The sequence below is a fragment of the Paenibacillus phytohabitans genome (assembly GCF_013141775.1).
In the GTDB taxonomy this organism is placed as follows: domain Bacteria; phylum Bacillota; class Bacilli; order Paenibacillales; family Paenibacillaceae; genus Paenibacillus_AQ; species Paenibacillus_AQ phytohabitans.
The window spans coordinates 60,085-78,378 of record NZ_WHOB01000030.1; the positions used below are offsets into that span (position 1 = coordinate 60,085).

The following is an 18,294-nucleotide window of genomic DNA, read 5'->3' on the forward strand; positions in this document are numbered from 1 at the left end:
ATATTTTACGTTAGAATGAACAGAGCAGCGATTCTCCTTGACTGGAGGGTTGCTGCTTTGTTTTATGACTTGAGCGCTTGGATGGACGCTGTGTTAACGGTGAAGCATCTTAATGCCTATTATGTTGTACGTATTACAACTTTAGCCCAGCAATATCAGGGTATTCGCAAGGATTGTTGTACGATATACAGCAATTTTCCCGGAAAATCGCTTGTAGCAGGAGAAATGCTGCTTTTTATACAACATTTTTGGATTTTGGCCGAGTTAGGGAGGGGAATGTTGTAATATATGCAGGATTATTGGGTTAGGTCTTTAAGATTGCAGAAGCTCCCCCTCTTAAACAGCGGAGCGGACGGAATGATTGTGGAGAAGCGTAAGCGGTCGCCTTTGTGTCCGGATTTTCACCGCTAAGGAGAATAAATAAAATCTGGACACAACAGCGATTGGAACAACGTTCCGTTTGCGGAGCGTGCTCTAAAGTGCCAACGTAAATCCTGCTCTAAAACAAATACAAAAAAGAGGCACCCAAGCCATTGTGGCTTTGAGGCACCTCTTGCTTTTTATTAAACCCTATTGCTTCACAATATCCTGCACAGCCTTATCCAGCTTCTCCAGCAGCTTATCACGGTCAAGCTGTCCGCCGAGATATTCCTGCATCGCAGCGCCGAAGCCCTGGGTTACGCCGTCAGGGAACATATCCCAGTTCCAGCCGAGGGCGGTAGCGGATTTCTCCTGCACGGCAACGGCAACCTGGCCGATGTCTGCCGCGTCAGCGGTGACGTTAGTTTCAGCCGGAATGAACTTGAATTCCTTGGTCAGATACTTCTGGCCGGTCTCCGAGCTTACGAGCCAGTTCAGGAAGGCTTTGGCTTCTTCCGGATGCTCGGATTTGCTGTTCACCACATAGTTGTTAGGTACGCCTACCAGGATGGTGCCTTCTTCGTCGCTGATCGGAAGCGGGAGGAGGCCCAGATTCAGGGCAGGATCGATTTTGTCGATATCGCCTTGTGTCCAGTTACCCTGCAGCATCATCGCGGCTTTGCCGGATGCGAACTCAGCAACCTGGGTAGCATAGTCGGTAGTCATCTTGTTATCCTGAGCGTTGTCGAAGATCACGTCGACCAGATCCAGCCACTGCTCGAATACAGCGTTGCCTTTGATTGTCTGCGTGCCGGCTTTGACATCGTCGATGAACTGCTTCGGATCAGGCTGATGGGCCAGACCTACGTTCACAAGGTGAATTCCCATCGACCACCACTCATTAGTGGCTTCAAACGGTGTGATGCCGGCGGCTTTCAGCTTGGCGGCCGTATCTTTCAGTTGCGAGAGGGTCTTAGGCTCTTCCGTAATGCCGGCTTTGGCGAACAGATCCTTGTTGTAGATCAGTCCATAGCCTTCTACGTTCATTGGCATGCCATAGAGCTTGCCGTCCACGGTTGCCGGAGTTTTGGAGGTTGGGATCAGACTCTCCGCCCAAGGCTCATTGCTCAAATCAGTGGCGCGGTCCATATAAGGTACGAGGGCAGTATAACCGCCGTTATTGAAAATTTCAGGTTCAGAGCCGGAAGCAATCTCCGCTTTGAGCAGCGCGCCGTAATCTTCACCGCCGCCATGTGTTTCCACCTCGACCTTCACACCGGTTTCTTTCTCATATTCTTCGGCGAGTGCATTCAGCTGCTCGGCAATTTCCACCTTGAACTGGAACATCTTAATCGTAACATCCTTGGCAGGTGCCTTGGTTGCTTCCGGTGCTGTGGTTTCGGTTGACGTGTTAGGAGCATTGGTTGCGTTTCCATTGCCTGCGGAATTCGTATTGCCGCTATTCCCGCAACCTGCGATAATAAGTGTGCAAACGGTTGCGATAACGAACGCGAACTTTCTTTTCATAGAATAACCTCCCTGGTCTGTGGTTCCTGCAACTAGATCGTAATGCAAATGAGAGTGGACTTACACTTAATATTTTGCCGGGAAAAGTGGATATTGTTGCAAGGGGATCTCGCGATCATCCCTTAATGGAGCCTGTGGTTACACCTTCGACAATATAACGCTGCAGGGACAGGAAGAATATGAGGATAGGCGTAATCGCCATCACGAGACCCGCAAGGGCCAGATCCCACTTCTTGGTGTACTGCCCGAAGAACTTGGTCACGGCGACCGGCAGGGTCGTCAGATCCTTATTGCCCCCGATGACGAGCACCGGCAGCAGATAGTCATTCCAGATCCACAGCGTGTTAAGGATAATGACCGTTACAATAATCGGCATGAGCAGCGGGAACACAATTTTGAAGAATACGCCATACGGATTGGAGCCGTCCACCCGCGCCGCTTCCTCCAGCTCAAAAGGCACTGTCTTAATGAATCCGTGGAACAGAAACACCGACAGCGGCATTCCGAAGCCGAGATAGCAGGCCACGATTCCGTATAATTCCCCGCGAAGCTCCAGAATACTGGTCACACGGACTAATTGCAACATCAGCGACTGGAACGGAATGATCATCGCCGAGACCAGCAGCAGGAAGACGAAGGAATTGAAGCGCGTCGGCTTCCGTACAATCTGATAGGCGGCCATCGAGCTGAACAGGACAATGAAGATTACGCTTAAGACAGTGATTTGCAGGGAACTGAAGAAGGCTTGCGGGAAGTCAATGGCATCCCAGACCTTGGAGTAATTATCCCAGTGGAACACCTGCGGCCAGGAAGCGGCGTCGATCAGGATGTCCTTCAGCCCCTTAACCGAATTGCTCAGTACCAGGTAGAAGGGGGATAGGAAAATAATGGCCAGAAGTATGGCGGCGATCTCCAGAATGAAGTTTCTGGGCCGGTATCTGCTGCTGTTCATTAGGCCGACACCTCTTTTCTTTTGGTAAGCCAGACCTGTGTAACCGTGATCAGTGAAACGGCGGCGAAGAAGAGCAGCGCTTTGGCTGTACCAAGGCCGTACCGGTTGTTGATCAGCGCTTCCGCATAAATGTTATAGGCCAGCGACTGGGTCGAGGTGCCCGGTCCGCCTTTGGTCAGCGACAGGTTGAGGTCGAACATTTTGAATGCGTTAGAGGTTGTCAGGAACAGGCAGATCGTGATTGCCGGCATAATCAGAGGTACATAGACGCTCTTGAACAGCTGCGGGGCACGGGCGCCGTCAATCTTGGCCGCTTCGACCAGATCCTTAGGGATACCAGCCAGCGCCGCAATATAAATGACCATCATATACCCGGCAGTCTGCCAGACGAACACAATGACCAGACCCCAGAATCCTGTACTGGGCGTACCCAGCCAAGGCAGCTGGAAGAAGGAAATCCCGGTAAGCTCGCCGATCGTGGCGAAGCCTTTGGTGAAGATGAACTGCCAGATGTAGCCGAGCAGAATGCCGCCGATTACATTGGGCATAAAGAAGATGGTTCGGAGCAGCTTCTTCGTCTTCAGCGTCGTCATCAGAATGAAGGCAAGCAGCAGCGCCAGTACGTTGGCGGCCACTACGGAGATCACGGTGAAGCGGAGCGTAAAGAGCAGAGACTCCCAGAACTTATCGTCGTTCGTAAAAATCCGTCTCCAGTTGGCCGCGCCGGTCCAGACCGCTTTGTCCAGATCGAGCCCGTTCCAGTCGGTGGAAGAGTAGTAGAAGCCGAGGAAGAATGGGGTGACCACAATGGTCAGGAAAAAGAGCAGACAGGGGCCGAGAAATACGATTTGCTGTCCCCAGCCTCGTTGCAAGCGCAGAGCTTTTCTCATATGGAATCTCCTTTGTATAATATTTCAACGTGTTCACAGCTTCATTATAGAAAGCCCGGGCCATCGCCAACACTCAATTTGATGATGAGAAAAGTGGATTATATTGCAGCCGGGTTGCTTCCGGAGCGAGTTTTGCTGCAAGGTTATATCAGAGAAGCGGTTCTTCCGCAAAACGTTCAGGAGGTTCGCCCATGTTCAGAAACAGTATCCGGACGCGGCTGATGGCCTTAGTGCTGCTGGCGTCAGTGATTCCGTCAGGCATATCCGTTACCTTCTCCTATCTCTATACCAAGCAGTCGGTTACGGAGCAGTCCGTGAAGCAGAATACGAAGCTGCTGACGCTGGGGGAAGCGAATCTCAGCAGTTATTTCAGCGGCATGAATCAGCGGGCCATGTCGCTGTACAGCGGAATTAATGTTCCGAGCTCCTTCTACACCACACTGCTTACCGCCAAAAGCAATGAGCAGGCACCAGAAGGTACGGTTCTGCCGGATACCCGTGCGGTGATCTCCACCCAGCTATATAACTTGTTCCTCTCGGACCGCAATACCTTCCAGATCCATCTCTACGTCAGAGCGGCCCGGCAGTCCAATCTGCTGCTGGGCGGATTGTTCCGCCGGGAAGAGAATGCGGATTATGCAGAGGCAGAGCATCCTGAAGAGACATACCGTCCGTATATTGAGGTGACACATATGGATCATCAATACGGCGTAAAGTCCGGCTTCCCCAATCTGAAGCCGGGGAGCGTTCCGGTCTTCACTGCACATTTCCCCCTCTACCGTACGCCCAGCGACAGTGTACTGGCCGATCTGTCCATTGATTACACCCTGGAGGAGCTGGAGGGAATCGTCAAATCGATGTACAACTCGGACACGGAGCGTCTGTATGTGCTGAATGAGCAGGGGCAGGCCTTGTTCGCTTCCGATCCGGACTGGGTCGGCAAACAGGTGGAGACCGGATGGAGCCATCTTCCCGATGATAGTGACAGCGGGCATTTTACCTGGAAAAAGGACGGCTTCCGGGGCATTGTCATGTACAAGCATATCAAGGACCCGCTCTTCAGCGGCAGCATCATCAAGCTGGTGCCTTATGAGGATCTGTATGGTGATGCGAGGGTTATCACCCGGTTCAATATGGGGATCGGGCTGCTGTTTCTCCTGATCGGGGGAATCAGCGCGGTGCTCATCTCCATCGGCTTTACCCGGCCGATCAAGAAGCTGATCAACTTCACCCAGAAGGTGCAGATCGGCCAGCTGGATGCGCATATGGACGCCGAACGCGAGGATGAATTCGGCCTGCTGACCCGCAAAATCACCGGCATGACCCGGACCATCAATGACCTGATCGTCAAGGAATACCGCCTGGAGCTGGCGAACAAGACGAATCAGCTGAAGGCGCTGCAGGCTCAGGTCAATCCGCATTTTCTCTACAATGCCCTGCAGTCCATCGCCAGCTTATCCTTGCGCTATAATGCGCCGAAGGTGTATGATCTCATCTATTCCCTGGGCAGCATGATGCGTTACTCTATGAATACGGAACGGACGCAGGTGCCGCTGCGTGATGAAATTGAGCATGTGCAGAATTATGTGATTCTGCAGACGGAGCGGTTCGGCGAAGAGAATCTGCGCCTGGAGATTCATGCGGCGGAAGCAGCGCTGGAGACGGTCCTGCCCAAGATGATTCTCCAGCCGATCGTGGAGAATATCTTCAAGCACGGCTTCGCGGACGGAATCCGCGAAGCCGTCATCCGGATAGACTGCACGCTGGAGGGGCAGTCGCGGCTGGTTCTTGCCGTCAAGGATAACGGCAAGGGCATTAGCCCGGAACGGCTGGAGGAGATTACAGCCGGACTTAGAAGCAGCGGCCAGTCGGAGAATGAAGAGATCGGCCTGTATAATGTGCTGGCCCGCCTGCGGCTGCAGTTCGGCAGCGAAGCCGAGATGCAGCTGCACAATGAAGAGGGCCAAGGGGTTACGGTTACCCTGATTATTCCGCTGGAGGGGCCCGGCGAATAATGTTTAACGCGATGAATTATGGATTATAGAGTGATGAATGAAGAAGGGTGCAGACATAACCTAAAGGAGCGGCTATACATGAAGGTGCTGATTGTAGATGATGAGAAGCATGTACGGGAGGCGATCCGTTATTTTGTTCCGTGGGACAAATATAATATCTCCGATATATATGAGGCTACCAACGGTCAGGAAGCGACCCTGATTATGCAGGAGCATCAGCCGGCGATCGTGTTCACGGATATGCGGATGCCGCTGATGGACGGAGCCGAGCTGCTGGAATGGCTGCATAAGCATTATCCGAATACGAAGACCATTGTCATCAGCGGGTATCAGGATTTCAATTACGTGAAGCCGGCGATTGTCTACGGCGGGACCGATTATCTGCTGAAGCCGCTGAACAGCAAGCAGCTGATTGCCTCGGCGGAGCATGCCTTTAAGCTGTGGATGGAGGAGGAGGCGGTGCGGAAGCAGTCGCAGCGCCAGAACATGCAGCTGAACGTACTGCGTCCGCTCTACTGGGACAAGGTGCTGTCCGATCTGGTCTACGGGCATGCCTCCTTTCAGGAGCTGAAGCTGGCGCTCTGCGAAGAGCTGGGGATGCCGATTGGAGCAGTCTCCTGCAGAGTGGCTGTCATCTCGATGCAAGGCGCGGACTGCCGTCTGCTGCAGAGATTTCATGGCGATGTGGCGCTGACGGCTTTTGTGCTGGCCAACGTCTGCAATGAAGTTATGGCACCGGACTACAGCGGTTATGCCTTCCGCAGCTGGCAGAGCGGTGGAGAGCTTGTGATTCTGCTGTGGAATGCTGTTCAACAGGCGGAGACGGTACTGAACGGAGTGAATGAATCGATCCGCCAGGCGTATGGCGTTCAGGTGGATATCGGGCTCAGCCTGCTGAACCCGTTGCCGGAGGGGCTGCAGCCTGCTTTTGCCCAGGCACGCCAAGGGCTGGAGGAACGGAATCTACTTCAGCGTGATGGACGGATACATCTCTGCAGAGCAGGCGGGAAGGAGAGTAGGCCTGAAGAAGACTACGCCATGGATGTGCAGCTGGACAAGCTTAGAATCGCGGTATTGTCGGGTGATCTGGAGCGGATGGAGCGGGTTGTGGAGGAATGGGCGCGGGAGCTTGCCGGGTTGCCGCTGCTTACAGAGAGCAGCTTTCTCCATCAGCAGGAGGAGATCCGTGCTGTTCTGAAGCGCTGGCGGCCGGAGGAGGAGATCAGCCTGGAGCTATGTTATGACTCACAGGGTCTGTTCTCGGTGGAGAACTGGGAGAGTCAGCTTAGGTCTCTGCTGCAGCGGCTCTCCAAAGGCAGCGCTCAGGCTCCGGATAGCAGACTTGTGCTGGAAATCAGGGAATACCTGAACCGGAATTATGCTCAGGAGATGACGCTGCAGCATATTGCGGAACGCTTTTTCATCAGCAGGGAGAATGTCTCCCGCAAATTCAAGCAGATCACCGGGGAGAATCTGTCGGATTATTTAACGAGTCTCAGAGTGGATAAGGCGAAGACACTGCTGCAGAATACGAATTTGCGGCTATCGCAGATCGCGGAGCTGGTGGGCTATGAAGACGAGAAATATTTCAGCCGTGTCTTCAAGAAGTCCACTGGAGTAACCCCGCGGGAGTACCGTAAGCAGGAAGAGGAAGATTAAGAACGGCCTAACTTCCCTTTCAACATTTTCCAGCGAAAAACCGATAATAGCTATATGGGCAATTTATATATTGTTTCGGTTATCTGGGAGGGCTGGAAGGTATGGACAACTATCTGGGAAGAACGATTAAGAATGATCTGATCAATGCATACGGAGTTACAGTTATTCCTGCCAAGAGCAAACTGAATGCAGAACATCTCGAACTCATCCGCAAACAAAGAATTGATGTGCTTGATATCATTTTTGTGGATGAACAGCAGGCTCCCTCTTATCGTCAAATGGCAAATAGTGTAGTAGATAGCTCCAAGGAAATGTTTGAATCCTACAGAATATCGCGGAAAATTCCCCTAGCGGATATCAGGAAGGATGTCGTTCCGGTAATACAGGAAATCTCGCGCAATCCTGATATTTTTGCTTTATTCAGTTCGGTCCAGGGCAGAGATGATTATACATACCAGCACAACGTTGGAGTCGGTGTACTGTCCACCCTAATCGGCAGATGGTTACATATGAGTGAAGCCGAGCTGTCCGTGCTGTCCCTGGCGGCAACCCTGCATGATATCGGCAAGCTGAAGATTCCCAATGAGATTCTGAACAAGCCCGGCAAGCTGACGGACGAAGAGTTCAATCTGGTGAAGAAACACACGATATACGGCTATGAGATGCTGAAGGAAACCACCGGGGCCAATTCGCGCATTACACTGGCGGCACTGCAGCATCATGAGAGGAACGACGGCAAGGGATATCCGCTGGGACTTAAGGATGAACAGATTGATTCCTATAGCAAAATTATAGCGGTTGCCGATATTTTTCATGCCATGTCCAGCAAACGCCCCTACCATGAGGCTATGCCTTTCCATGTGATTGTCGATCAGATGAGAAGAGGCAGCTTTGGCGCGCTGGACCCGCATATTGTTTCGGTTTTTCTGGAGAACATTGTGAAGCGGACTGTTGGCCGTGAGGTAATATTAACCGATGGCCGGGTCGGCGAGATCGTCTATCTGAATCCGCATGATATCGAAACACCGCTTATCCGCATTAACGATGAATATATTGACCTCAGCAAAATAAAAGAACTCAATATCCGGGAAATCACCATATAATTTCAGATGACTTCCTTTAGTTTTTATAATAATCAGCCAGCCCCTCGGCGATAGCCTGTGCAGCCTTCCGCTGATAAGCGGCCTTGCGGACAATCGACTCGTCGTACGGATTGCTGAGGAACCCAAGCTCTATAAGGGCTGCGGGAAGCGGATTTCCCCTTAGAATATGATAGTTGCCGAAGGAGAGGCCGTTGCTACGGAGGCCGATTCCTGCGCCAAGCCGGGTTTCAATCGCCCGGGCCAGCCGGAGATCATTCTGCTCCGAATAGAAGAAGGTCAGCGTGCCGGAGACATTCTTCGGAGAGGAATTATAATGGATGCTGACAAAAGCGTCCGCCCCGAGCTGCTGCCCGAGCTGCACCCGCCGGGAGAGCGTTGGCTTCTGGTCTCCACGGGTACGGGTCAGCTCTACCCGGGCCCCTTTGGCGGTCAGGTAATCCCGGAGATATAGGGAGGTCTGCAGGGTAAGATCCTTCTCCATCGTGTCATAAGTCGTGCCGAGCATACCGGGGTCACTGCCCCCATGACCGGGATCGACGACAATCAGCTTGCCGCGGATGCTGCCGGATTTCCTTATTACACTGGTGTTCTGGGCATTTGAACTGGCAGTGCTTAAGTTCGGGACGCTTCCCCCGGCAAGGTACTGGGTGGATACCCAGCCGGTAGTTCCTCCGGTTGTACGGATTCTTGACCATCCGTCCTGGCGGAGCAGAATCGTAACGGCATTCCCGGACTGCAAAGAACCCACTACCTCATAACTGGTTCCCGGTCCTCCCCGGATACGCAGGGAAGAGGCGGTGACAACAGCTGTTCCGCTGGAGGCGGAGGAGGTCTTAACGGATGTGCTGGCGGATGAGGCGGATGAGGTTCCTGCGGAGGCAGCTCCGCTGGTCCGCTTCAGATAATACCCCGCGACCCATCCGGATACAGATCCGGCCCGTACTTTGAGCCAGCCATGCTGCTCCTCTGTGACAGTAACTACGGCTCCATTAGCCAGAGAGCCGGTGATGGCTGCGCTTGCAGCAGGCTCACTGCGCACATTCAGGGAGTTCGCGTATACTTTGGCTGTGTAGGTATCTGCAGCATGGGCAGCAGAAGACGGCAGCGCATATGAAGTCAACAGACAGGCTGCCAGTACGGCGGTATGTAATATTCTTTTCATATAAAGCCTCTTTTCCCGGATAGATAAATTTCTATTACCCGTTTCATCGGCCGGAGAACAATGATTTATTAAAATTGAGGATAATTGTGATTCTTTTATTCATATAACAACGAGGATTTACACTACGTGGTCTCGCTGTTTAATATAACTGGCGGCCCTATTCCTTAGGGGGAAATGTCTGTATAATTATTACATATTGGGGAAACAGATAAAGGAGTGCCGCCGTGATCAGACCTAGATTATTCATTGGATCCTCCAGAGAATCCATCCGCTACGCCAGGGCCATCCACGAGCAGCTGAAGCGGACCGCAGAAGTTCATCCTTGGTATGCTGCTGCTTTCCGTCCGAATGAATATACGATGGAGGCACTGGAGCGGAATCTGGATATCAGTGACTTTGCCGTATTCGTGTTCTCGCCTGATGATGTGGCCCGGATCAGGGGTAAATATTATTATGTAACCCGGGATAACACCCAGTTTGAAATGGGCTTGTTCTGGTCCAGATTACGGCGCGGCCGGGTCTTCTGCCTGCTGCCGGATCAGGTACCCTCCCGCAGCGATCTGATTCCGGGAGAGAATGTGGAAGAGTACCACCTGCTGTCCGATCTGTCCGGGCTGACGCCGCTGGAATACGAGTGGCAGCATGAGAATGCTACAGCTGCGGTGGATGTCAGCTGCGGTAAGATCATCGACAGCATTCAGGGACAGGGCATGTACCATGATCCGGCTGTTGAACTGCAGCAACTTAGAGCAGAGCTTAGGCGAAAAGAAAGTATCCTTCACTTCTTTTGGCAATATAATAATAATGTGACGCCTCCCCAGCCGGGTGAGAACTATCAGGCGCTCAGCGAAGCCGTCCGTAATTCATTCATACCTCCGGAGGATTGCCGGGTGATCGGAGCCGCCATGTGGCGGGCTGAAGAGGGGGAAGGCCTGAAACAGGTGGGCGGCAATGTTGGCCGCGGGCATATCTATCCGTTCTCGACCTCTGAAGACGGAGGCGGGAAACCGGGTGTGCTGGATGCTTTTTTGGCTAAGGAATGGACTTTCTTACAGCGTACGGAAGTTGCGGAGGTATATATCCTATGCTATCCTTTAGGGAAGAACCACGTGATTTCTGTACATTTCTCCGGAAGCGGGGGATTATCGGCAGAGGATCTTACAGCAGTGGTTGCCTATAACCGTGATTTGTTCCGTACCGTCAATCATCTAGTGGAAGGGGACTGACAGGATGAAGAATATGAAGAATGCAGTTAGTGTATCTAGTAGCGTCCGCCGGTCTGAGGGCGGTAACGGTAACAGTGCGGGAGGCAAAGGCCGTTCCAGACGCAAATCCGGCACCAAGCTCTCTCCATCCGCGCTTAATGTATATTTAGCACCTTCTCTGGAGGGCGGAGACGACGAGTACAAGAAGCTGGTCAGCGGCAAGGTTGATAATAACAAGCCATCATTCGCATAACGCATACTGGATACAGAATACAGAATAATGAATAATGAATAATGAATAATGAATATTGAATACTGAATACTGAATACTGAATACTGAATACTGCTTACATCGAGCATTGAGCAGGTCTCCGGCATGGCCGGGGGCCTTTTTTGTTCTTTAATTGTTCTTTACGGGAATTATGAGATTTGTCTATGTAGATAAGGAGCGTAAGGTTATGGATAATTTCTTTGGAATTCGGGGCAGAACCGTCTGCAGGACGCAATAGTTCTTAAAGCAGGAATCCCTCTGCCCCGGCCGAAAGTGGGCGGTAGTGGGGGAATCAAAGGGATAAATCCCTCTAATTCGGCTGAAAGTAGGCGGTGTGAGGAAATCAAAGGGATAAATCCCACTAATTCGGCCGAAAGTGGGCGATATGAGAAAATCAAAGGGATAAATCCCACTAATTAAGCCGAACGTGGGCGGTATGGGAAATTAAAGGGATAAATCCCACTAATTTGGCTGAAAGTAGACGATATGAGGAAATTAAAGGGATAAATCCCACTAAATAGGCTGAAAGTAGGCGATATGAGGAAATGAAAGGGATAAATCCCTTTGATCACGTCTGCTACGAGGCAAATGAGGAAATGAAGGGCATTAGTGCCCCTGAATTCACCGGCTACGGGCCAAAATGAGGAAATGAGGAGCATTAGTGCCCCTAAATTCACTGGGTACGGGCCAAAATGAGGAAATGAGGGGCATTAGTGCCCCTGAGAATTCACTGGGTGCGGACCAAAAGGAGGAAATGAGGGGCATTAGTGCCCCTGAATTTACCGGGTACGGGCCAAAAGCGGAAATGAGGAGCATTAGTGCCCCTGAATTTACCGGGTACGGGCCAAAAGCGGAAATGAGGGGCATTAGTGCCCTTGATTTCGCCGACTGCGGGCCAAAGGAGGAATTTAGGAGCACAAGCGCCCTTAATTCCGCTGAATGCGGGGCAATTTTACCGACGGACGCTACTCCAGAAGTAGTTTGTTCTTTTACGCACCCTCCTGATGCACTCCTGTATATTTAGCATCCACTGGCTGCCGGGTCTTCCGCAGATGCTGAAACCGTGCGCCTCCGATCAGAGCAGCCCCGGCTGCAGTAATCCCGCCGATCAATCCGAACACCGGGACAGGCGATTCTACCCCGTACAGCCCCAGCAGACCCGCCCCAAGCATAGGGCCGAAAGTGGTTCCGATCTTAACAAACTCCGAGCAGCCGAAATAGAGTCCCTTATTACTCTCCGGGGACAGCTCATCCACCAAGGCATCGAACCGCGCACCAATCAGCAGCTCCCCCAGACTGAACACTGTAATGAACAGCAGCGGCATCAACGGGGAGACGGGCAGCACAAAGAACAGAAAGCTTGCGGCAATCAGCAGATTGCTGGTGAGTACCACGTGGAAAGGATTCCACTTTGAGATCCAGCGCAGTACGGCAAATTGCGCAGCCAGAATAACAACCGCATTGAGCGACAGGATCACCGAATACATCCGGGCACCATCGGCCAAGGCAGAAGTGGCGGTTAAATATTGGGATACGGTTCCGTTCAGCTGGGAATACCCGAAGAAGGAGAAGCTCATTCCGGCCAGCAGGAGGAGGAATACATAGTCCTTGCGGATTGCGCCGAGATTCTTAAGGCTGCCGATACCCCGGGATGCAACAGAAACGTGGATGCGGCCTCCGTGCCGGAAGAAGAATTGCGTGGAGATGCCATACAGAATATAAAGAACGCCCAGAATAACATAAGGAAAGAGCGTCAGCTTCATATTGAACATCAGGCTTAACAGCGGGCCGAGAAAACAGCCCAGATTAATCGCCGTATACCGCAGATTGAAGACGAGCAGCCGGTTCTCCGGGAGCGTTTCGGTGGACAGCACTTTTTTACTGGCAGGCTCGAAGATGGAGTAGCATAATCCGTTAAGGCCGTTAAGCAGCAGGAAGGCCGGGAAGCTGTCTGCATAATAGAACAGAATGAATAGGCTTCCCCAGACTATAGGGACAACGGCGATGATTTTGTGCAGAGGCAGCCGGTCCGCAAGCGCCCCTCCGAAGCCGCTGAAGAGTACATTCACCAGCGGATTGATACTGAGAACACAGCCGGCCAGGAAGATGGAGAGATGTTTTTGACTCGTCAGAAAGATAGCCAGATAAGGGACGCTCATAAATAGTGCAGTTCTCGTGAAAAAAGTTCCGGCCAGAATGTTCCATACTCTACTGTTTAGTTTCCGTGACAAATGAAAGCCCATGATAATCCTTCCCCTGCTTTTTATATTTTGATTTGTGCCGAGTGTAGCATACAATGAAAATCAGGCCGGAAAATTGTGCTGTATACTCACACGGCAGAGCGGAGGGGTGAAATCATGTTTCTGGGCTCTACAATCAGGCAAATCCGTTCCTCCAAAGGAATAACCCAGTTAATTCTGGCGGATGGGATTATGAGCCGTTCCAACTTGTCACGCTTTGAGGGCGGTAAATATTATCCCGGATATGACAAGCTGATCCTCTTGCTGGACAAGCTGGAAATGTCCCTTGAGGAGCTGCTATTCCTGCAGAATGGCTATGCACAGCCGGAGAAACGTACGCTTCACTTAAGTCTGGTGGAGGCGGCGAACCGTTATGAATTCGACAAAGTAAGGACGATCAGCTATGAATGCCGTTTCTTGTACGGGGCGACGCGCACGGAGGCTTATTATCATTTGTATCTGCTGGGCCAGGGCTTTCTGATTCAGTATCAGCGGGAGGATGAGATCAGGCAGTTAAGCGAATTAGCCGGGGAGATCAAGCCTTATCTGATGGGTGCGGACATATGGTATCTGTATGAGTTCAAGCTGCTGAATAATTTTCTGTTTACGCTAAGCGGCGGCGACGCGATCTTTTTTGGACTAAGGGCTGCAGATGAATTTGATAAATACCATGACTTTGCCGAGAGCCGGACCATCCAGCAGCATCTGATGCAGAACATCGCGAAAATCTGCCTGAAAGAGCATAATTACGAGCAAAGCCTGTTCTTTCTTAAAAAAGCGCTGCCCTTAGCGGATAAGACGAATCTGCTGTACGATAAAATTGTCACATTGGTGTACCATGAGATCACGCTGCTCTGTCTGAAGCATAAAGACGATACGCAGCAGTTATTGGGTTACCTGGATATTCTCCGGCAGCTTGAGTTCAATGACAGTTATGACGCGCTGCAGCAGGTGTGCCGGATACATCTGCCGGATATATTCTGATACATATACTATTGATTTTCCGCAAAAAAAGGTTGCCGCCCTATCACCGGGCGGCAACCTTTATGGTTCTGTTTATTATTGGGGGGAAGAGATGCCGCTGCGCTTCTTGGCGAGCTCGCGCCGCACAACCGGAGCTACTTCTGTTGCCAGCAGCTCAATGGCTTCTGCCACCTTGGCATAGGGAAGGCCGCCGATATCCAGTTGGGTCATGAAGCGGTGGTGGCCGAACAGCTCATGCTGATAGAGGATCTTCTCAATAATCTGCTGCGGGCTGCCCACGGCCAAAGTATTGTCCGGAGAGGTGAACCGGCCGAAATCATTGCGCGAGACGCGGTATTGCTGGCCGGGCTTCGGGCTGATCGCATTGCGGTAGCTGTAGTAATAAGGATAATACTCATCCAGCGCCTGCTGGGAGGTTTTGGCGATATAGCCGTGACTTGTGATGGCGATCTTCAAGTCTTCCGGCCTGTGCCCTGCTGCGGCGCCAGAACGGCGGTAGGTGTCGGCCAGATTCTGGAAAGGCTCCGGACTGCCGCTTAGAATGGCGATAGCCATACCTACACCCAGCGCCCCGGCCTTCTGGGCACTTTCGGCCGAACCGCCGATGCCGACCCAGAGCGGAAGCTTCTGCTGCAGCGGACGCGGGGCAATCTCGGCGTTATGCAGCGGGGAGCGGAACTTGCCTTCCCAGTTCATGACCTCATGCTGGTTCAGCGTGAGCAGCAGGTCGAGATTCTCGCTGAACAGCTGCTTGTAATCCTCCAGCTCATAGCCGAACAGCGGGAAGGATTCCAGGAAAGCGCCGCGTCCGGCGATAATCTCTGCACGGCCGTCCGACAGCAGATCCAGTGTAGCGAAATCCTCGAAGACACGAACCGGATCAATCGTGCTCAGTACGGTGGTTGCACTGGTAAGCTTAATCCGCTCTGTAACCTGGGCAATAGCTGCCAGCACAACCGGCACTGAAGAGATGACGAAATCCAGCCGGTGATGTTCACCCACGCCGAATACATCCAGCCCCGCTTCATCGGCAAGCTTCGCGGCGGCAATCACTTCATGGAGCCGCTGGCGGGGGCTAATCCGCTGCCCCGTTTCACAATCGGTTACGATATCCCCGAGTGTATAAATACCGAACTCGAACTCCGGTTCAGCCGCTTGCTTCGCTTGATCATTCCCTAGATTGTTCATTGGTACAGACCCCTTATTATCCAGAATATTTAGTATGTTTAAAGCTTAAGCTTGTCCGTTACAGCAAGGATATACTCTACTATACCATAACGACTTACAAAATGTAAGTATATGAGTGTAAGTTTGTGATATGAGGAGCCGCCAAGCTGAAAAAAATTATTTAAAATTGTAAATATTCAAAGTCTGAAAGACGATATTTAAAGTATGAATTGAGAGGCACGCAGAAAGGTGGGCGCAGGCAGATTTGAATGACAGTCATCCGGCACGAACGCAGAGAATTGGGATGTTGATTGGATGGGAGCATGAGGGGAAGGCGCTTGCTTTTATCGAAGAGCATGAACAAGTGATGATGAAGCCTGACAACCGGACACTCGGCAATCAGATTCTGTATGTACAGCGTAAGGATGATCTGTATGAGGTATACGACCAGACGTATTTGCACCGTTTGAACACTGTGGAATTCAGCGGGCTGCTGGAGTCTTTCGAAGCACACCGTTTTGTCATCCAAAAGTATACAGCAAGCCTTACCCAAGAAGGGATACCGTTTCACGTGCGTGTGCATCTGATGAAAGATGGGGCAGGACAATGGGCGATTGCCGGGATTGGCACGCTCTGAACCGCCGGAGAGGGACGGGCTTAATGCCAGGCTCAGACGAAGTCGCTTCTCGCCGCCTCCTGTCTTGAGCAGGAGCTGGGCAACGGATTTCATGAGATTGGTCTGAGCTGGGGATTGATTTCAAGAGCAATATCTATCTTTTTGAAGCTAATTTAGGCAACGCCGCGATGTATTTTCATGAATTTGAAACGGCGCACTATGGAATTTCCTATGCTCTGCATCTCGCAGCAGGCCCGGTAGTACAAACGGAAAATTAGAGGAGAAATGATCAATGGGGACAACTAGAAACAGAAGAGCGGCTGTCAAAAAATATACCAAGCTCGCACATACTTCAGTATTGGCAATTTCGATGGGATTAAGTATGGGACCTGTCTCGATGCAGGCCGCAGGCGAAGCTGATCCGCAGTCTGTACAACCGGAGGTTCTGCCTACAGCGTATTCCTCACCGCAGGTGTATCAAGGCGATTCCATGAGTTATTTCAAAGATCAGTTTCTGGGCAAATCCAGCTTCAGAGCATTGGGGTCGGGTGAAGAAGCGCCTGCAGCAATCAACGTTGGGATAAACGGTTTTGCCCAAGTGGGTAAGGTTCTGACAGGTACCTACACCTATACAGACGCCGACGGCGACAATGAGGACGGCAGCATCTTTACATGGTTTCGTGCGGACGATAATAACGGGACGAATATTAGCCCGATCGCAGGAGCCATTTTGGAAACCTATACATTGACCAATGATGATCTTGGCAAGTACATTACGTTCCAGGTTAAACCGCAGAATTTAGCTGTTAATGGGAATGCAGGCTTACCTGTGCAGAGCGGGCCGACAGCAGCAATCGCGGTAGCCGCAGCAGCACCAACCGCAACCAATGTAGCCGTCAGCGGCTTCGCGCAGGTAGGCAAAGAACTGACGGGCACTTACACTTACGGCGATGTTAACGGAGAGCCAGAGCTGGGCAGCCGTTACAAGTGGTACCGCTCGGATGATGCCGCCGGAACGAACAAGACGGCAATCACCGGAGCGACCGGCAAGAAATATGTATTAACCGGAGATGACCTGGGCCAATTCATTATCTTCGAAGTCCAGCCGCGCAATGAATTCGAGGATGGAATTGGAGAATTGGCGGCCAGCGAGCCGACAGCGGCAATCGCAGTAGCCGCAGCTGCACCAACGGCTACGAATGTAGCGGTTAGCGGCTTCGCGCAGGTAGGCAAAGAACTGACAGGAACGTACACCTACGATGATGTTAATGGAGAACCGGAGCTGGGCAGCCGTTACCAATGGTACCGCTCGGATGATGCCGCCGGAACGAACAAGACGGCAATCACCGGAGCTACCGGCAAGAAATATGTATTAACCGGAGATGACCTCGGTAAATACATTATCTTCGAAGTCCAGCCGCGCAATGAATTCGAGGACGGAATTGGAGAATTGGCGGCCAGCGAGCCGACAGTAGCAATCGCTGTAGCCGCAGCTGCACCGACCGCAACCAATGTAGCGGTCAGCGGCTTCGCGCAGGTAGGTAAGGAACTGACAGGTACTTACACTTACGGCGATGTTAACGGAGAACCGGAGCTGGGCAGCCGTTACAAGTGGTACCGCTCGGACGATGCCGCCGGAACGAACAAGACGGCAATCACCGGAGCGACCGGCAAGAAATATGTATTAACCGGAGATGACCTCGGTAAATATATTATCTTCGAAGTCCAGCCGCGCAATGAATTCGAGGACGGAATTGGAGAATTGGCGGCCAGCGAGCCGACAGCAGCAATCGCGGTAGCTGCAGCTGCACCAACGGCTATTAATGTAACTGTTAGCGGTTTCGCACAGGTAGGCAAGGAACTGACAGGAACGTACACCTACGATGATGTTAATGGAGAACCGGAGCTGGGCAGCCGTTACCAGTGGTACCGCTTGGATGATGCCGCCGGAACGAACAAGACGGCAATCACCGGAGCTACCGGCACGAAATATGTATTAACCGGAGATGACCTAGGTAAATACATTATCTTTGAAGTACAGCCGCGCAATGAATTCGAGGACGGAATTGGAGAATTGGCGGCCAGCGAGCCGACAGCAGCAATCGCGGTAGCCGCAGCTGCACCAACGGCTACGAATGTAGCG

General features: G+C 51.9%; 14 protein-coding genes and 1 pseudogene. 9 read left to right on the forward strand and 6 right to left on the reverse strand.

Annotated features, from left to right (window positions below; translation table 11 throughout):
- Positions 1-57: 57 nt before the first annotated feature.
- Positions 58-285 carry a hypothetical protein gene (locus GC101_RS12595; protein ID WP_171717560.1) on the forward strand — a complete coding sequence of 76 codons (228 nt, stop codon included), beginning with the start codon at positions 58-60 and terminating at the stop codon, positions 283-285.
- Positions 286-570: 285 nt separating this feature from the next.
- Here the strand turns inward: GC101_RS12595 and GC101_RS12600 are convergent, their stop codons facing one another.
- From GC101_RS12600 to GC101_RS12610, 3 genes are all read right to left on the reverse strand, one after another.
- A complete protein-coding gene (locus GC101_RS12600; protein WP_171717561.1) occupies positions 571-1,887 on the reverse strand; it encodes an ABC transporter substrate-binding protein in 1,317 nt (438 codons plus the stop codon).
- 115 nt (positions 1,888-2,002) lie between these two features.
- Entirely contained in the window at positions 2,003-2,839 is an 837-nt protein-coding gene (locus tag GC101_RS12605) for a carbohydrate ABC transporter permease (protein ID WP_039300683.1), read from the reverse strand.
- Entirely contained in the window at positions 2,839-3,729 is an 891-nt protein-coding gene (locus tag GC101_RS12610) for a carbohydrate ABC transporter permease (RefSeq protein WP_039300685.1), read from the reverse strand. The genes GC101_RS12605 and GC101_RS12610 overlap by 1 nt, the downstream gene beginning before the upstream one ends.
- 191 nt (positions 3,730-3,920) lie before the next feature.
- Between GC101_RS12610 and GC101_RS12615 the strand changes: the two genes are divergently transcribed.
- The 3 genes from GC101_RS12615 to GC101_RS12625 all read left to right on the forward strand — a co-directional run bounded on the left by GC101_RS12615 (position 3,921) and on the right by GC101_RS12625 (position 8,506).
- The gene (locus GC101_RS12615) at positions 3,921-5,744 is read left to right on the forward strand and encodes a sensor histidine kinase (protein ID WP_171717562.1); all 1,824 of its coding nucleotides are present in this window, start codon (positions 3,921-3,923) and stop codon (positions 5,742-5,744) included.
- Between the two features lie 78 nt (positions 5,745-5,822).
- Positions 5,823-7,403, forward strand: a complete 1,581-nt coding sequence (locus tag GC101_RS12620) for a response regulator (protein WP_171717563.1) — start codon at positions 5,823-5,825, stop codon at positions 7,401-7,403.
- A 101-nt stretch (positions 7,404-7,504) separates the two neighbouring features.
- Complete coding sequence (locus tag GC101_RS12625) at positions 7,505-8,506, forward strand: HD-GYP domain-containing protein (protein ID WP_171717564.1); 1,002 nt, start codon at positions 7,505-7,507, stop codon at positions 8,504-8,506.
- A 16-nt stretch (positions 8,507-8,522) separates the two neighbouring features.
- On the opposite strand, the gene GC101_RS12630 is transcribed toward GC101_RS12625, so the two are convergent.
- Positions 8,523-9,668 carry an N-acetylmuramoyl-L-alanine amidase family protein gene (locus tag GC101_RS12630; RefSeq protein ID WP_171717565.1) on the reverse strand — a complete coding sequence of 382 codons (1,146 nt, stop codon included), beginning with the start codon at positions 9,666-9,668 and terminating at the stop codon, positions 8,523-8,525.
- 224 nt (positions 9,669-9,892) lie between these two features.
- On the opposite strand from GC101_RS12630, the gene GC101_RS12635 reads away from it, so the two are divergent.
- A complete protein-coding gene (locus GC101_RS12635; protein ID WP_171717566.1) occupies positions 9,893-10,894 on the forward strand; it encodes a TIR domain-containing protein in 1,002 nt (333 codons plus the stop codon).
- 4 nt (positions 10,895-10,898) lie between these two features.
- Positions 10,899-11,126 carry a hypothetical protein gene (locus GC101_RS12640; protein ID WP_052422117.1) on the forward strand — a complete coding sequence of 76 codons (228 nt, stop codon included), beginning with the start codon at positions 10,899-10,901 and terminating at the stop codon, positions 11,124-11,126.
- 1,007 nt (positions 11,127-12,133) lie between these two features.
- Here GC101_RS12640 and GC101_RS12645 read toward each other — a convergent pair.
- Complete coding sequence (locus GC101_RS12645; protein WP_171717567.1) at positions 12,134-13,387, reverse strand: MFS transporter; 1,254 nt, start codon at positions 13,385-13,387, stop codon at positions 12,134-12,136.
- Between the two features lie 114 nt (positions 13,388-13,501).
- Here GC101_RS12645 and GC101_RS12650 point away from each other — a divergent pair, with 114 nt between their 5' ends.
- Complete coding sequence (locus GC101_RS12650; RefSeq protein ID WP_171717568.1) at positions 13,502-14,368, forward strand: helix-turn-helix domain-containing protein; 867 nt, start codon at positions 13,502-13,504, stop codon at positions 14,366-14,368.
- A 75-nt stretch (positions 14,369-14,443) separates the two neighbouring features.
- Here GC101_RS12650 and GC101_RS12655 read toward each other — a convergent pair whose 3' ends face one another.
- Entirely contained in the window at positions 14,444-15,556 is a 1,113-nt protein-coding gene (locus GC101_RS12655; RefSeq protein ID WP_171717569.1) for an LLM class flavin-dependent oxidoreductase, read from the reverse strand.
- 283 nt (positions 15,557-15,839) lie between these two features.
- Between GC101_RS12655 and GC101_RS12660 the strand changes: the two genes are divergently transcribed.
- Entirely contained in the window at positions 15,840-16,172 is a 333-nt protein-coding gene (locus GC101_RS12660; RefSeq protein ID WP_171717570.1) for a YheC/YheD family protein, read from the forward strand.
- A 271-nt stretch (positions 16,173-16,443) separates the two neighbouring features.
- A pseudogene (locus GC101_RS12665) lies at positions 16,444-18,294 on the forward strand (hypothetical protein); the annotation flags it as partial.

What these genes read in the sequence shown, in the direction of transcription:
- GC101_RS12620 (WP_171717563.1), top strand. Translation starts at nt 5,823, where the DNA reads ATGAAGGTGCTGATTGTAGATGATGAGAAGCATGTACGGGAGGCGATC.
- GC101_RS12645 (WP_171717567.1), bottom strand. Translation starts at nt 13,387, where the DNA reads ATGGGCTTTCATTTGTCACGGAAACTAAACAGTAGAGTATGGAACATT.
- GC101_RS12625 (WP_171717564.1), top strand. Translation starts at nt 7,505, where the DNA reads ATGGACAACTATCTGGGAAGAACGATTAAGAATGATCTGATCAATGCA.
- GC101_RS12610 (WP_039300685.1), bottom strand. Translation starts at nt 3,729, where the DNA reads ATGAGAAAAGCTCTGCGCTTGCAACGAGGCTGGGGACAGCAAATCGTA.
- GC101_RS12630 (WP_171717565.1), bottom strand. Translation starts at nt 9,668, where the DNA reads ATGAAAAGAATATTACATACCGCCGTACTGGCAGCCTGTCTGTTGACT.
- GC101_RS12660 (WP_171717570.1), top strand. Translation starts at nt 15,840, where the DNA reads ATGTTGATTGGATGGGAGCATGAGGGGAAGGCGCTTGCTTTTATCGAA.
- GC101_RS12655 (WP_171717569.1), bottom strand. Translation starts at nt 15,556, where the DNA reads ATGAACAATCTAGGGAATGATCAAGCGAAGCAAGCGGCTGAACCGGAG.
- GC101_RS12605 (WP_039300683.1), bottom strand. Translation starts at nt 2,839, where the DNA reads ATGAACAGCAGCAGATACCGGCCCAGAAACTTCATTCTGGAGATCGCC.
- GC101_RS12640 (WP_052422117.1), top strand. Translation starts at nt 10,899, where the DNA reads ATGAAGAATATGAAGAATGCAGTTAGTGTATCTAGTAGCGTCCGCCGG.
- GC101_RS12615 (WP_171717562.1), top strand. Translation starts at nt 3,921, where the DNA reads ATGTTCAGAAACAGTATCCGGACGCGGCTGATGGCCTTAGTGCTGCTG.
- GC101_RS12600 (WP_171717561.1), bottom strand. Translation starts at nt 1,887, where the DNA reads ATGAAAAGAAAGTTCGCGTTCGTTATCGCAACCGTTTGCACACTTATT.
- GC101_RS12650 (WP_171717568.1), top strand. Translation starts at nt 13,502, where the DNA reads ATGTTTCTGGGCTCTACAATCAGGCAAATCCGTTCCTCCAAAGGAATA.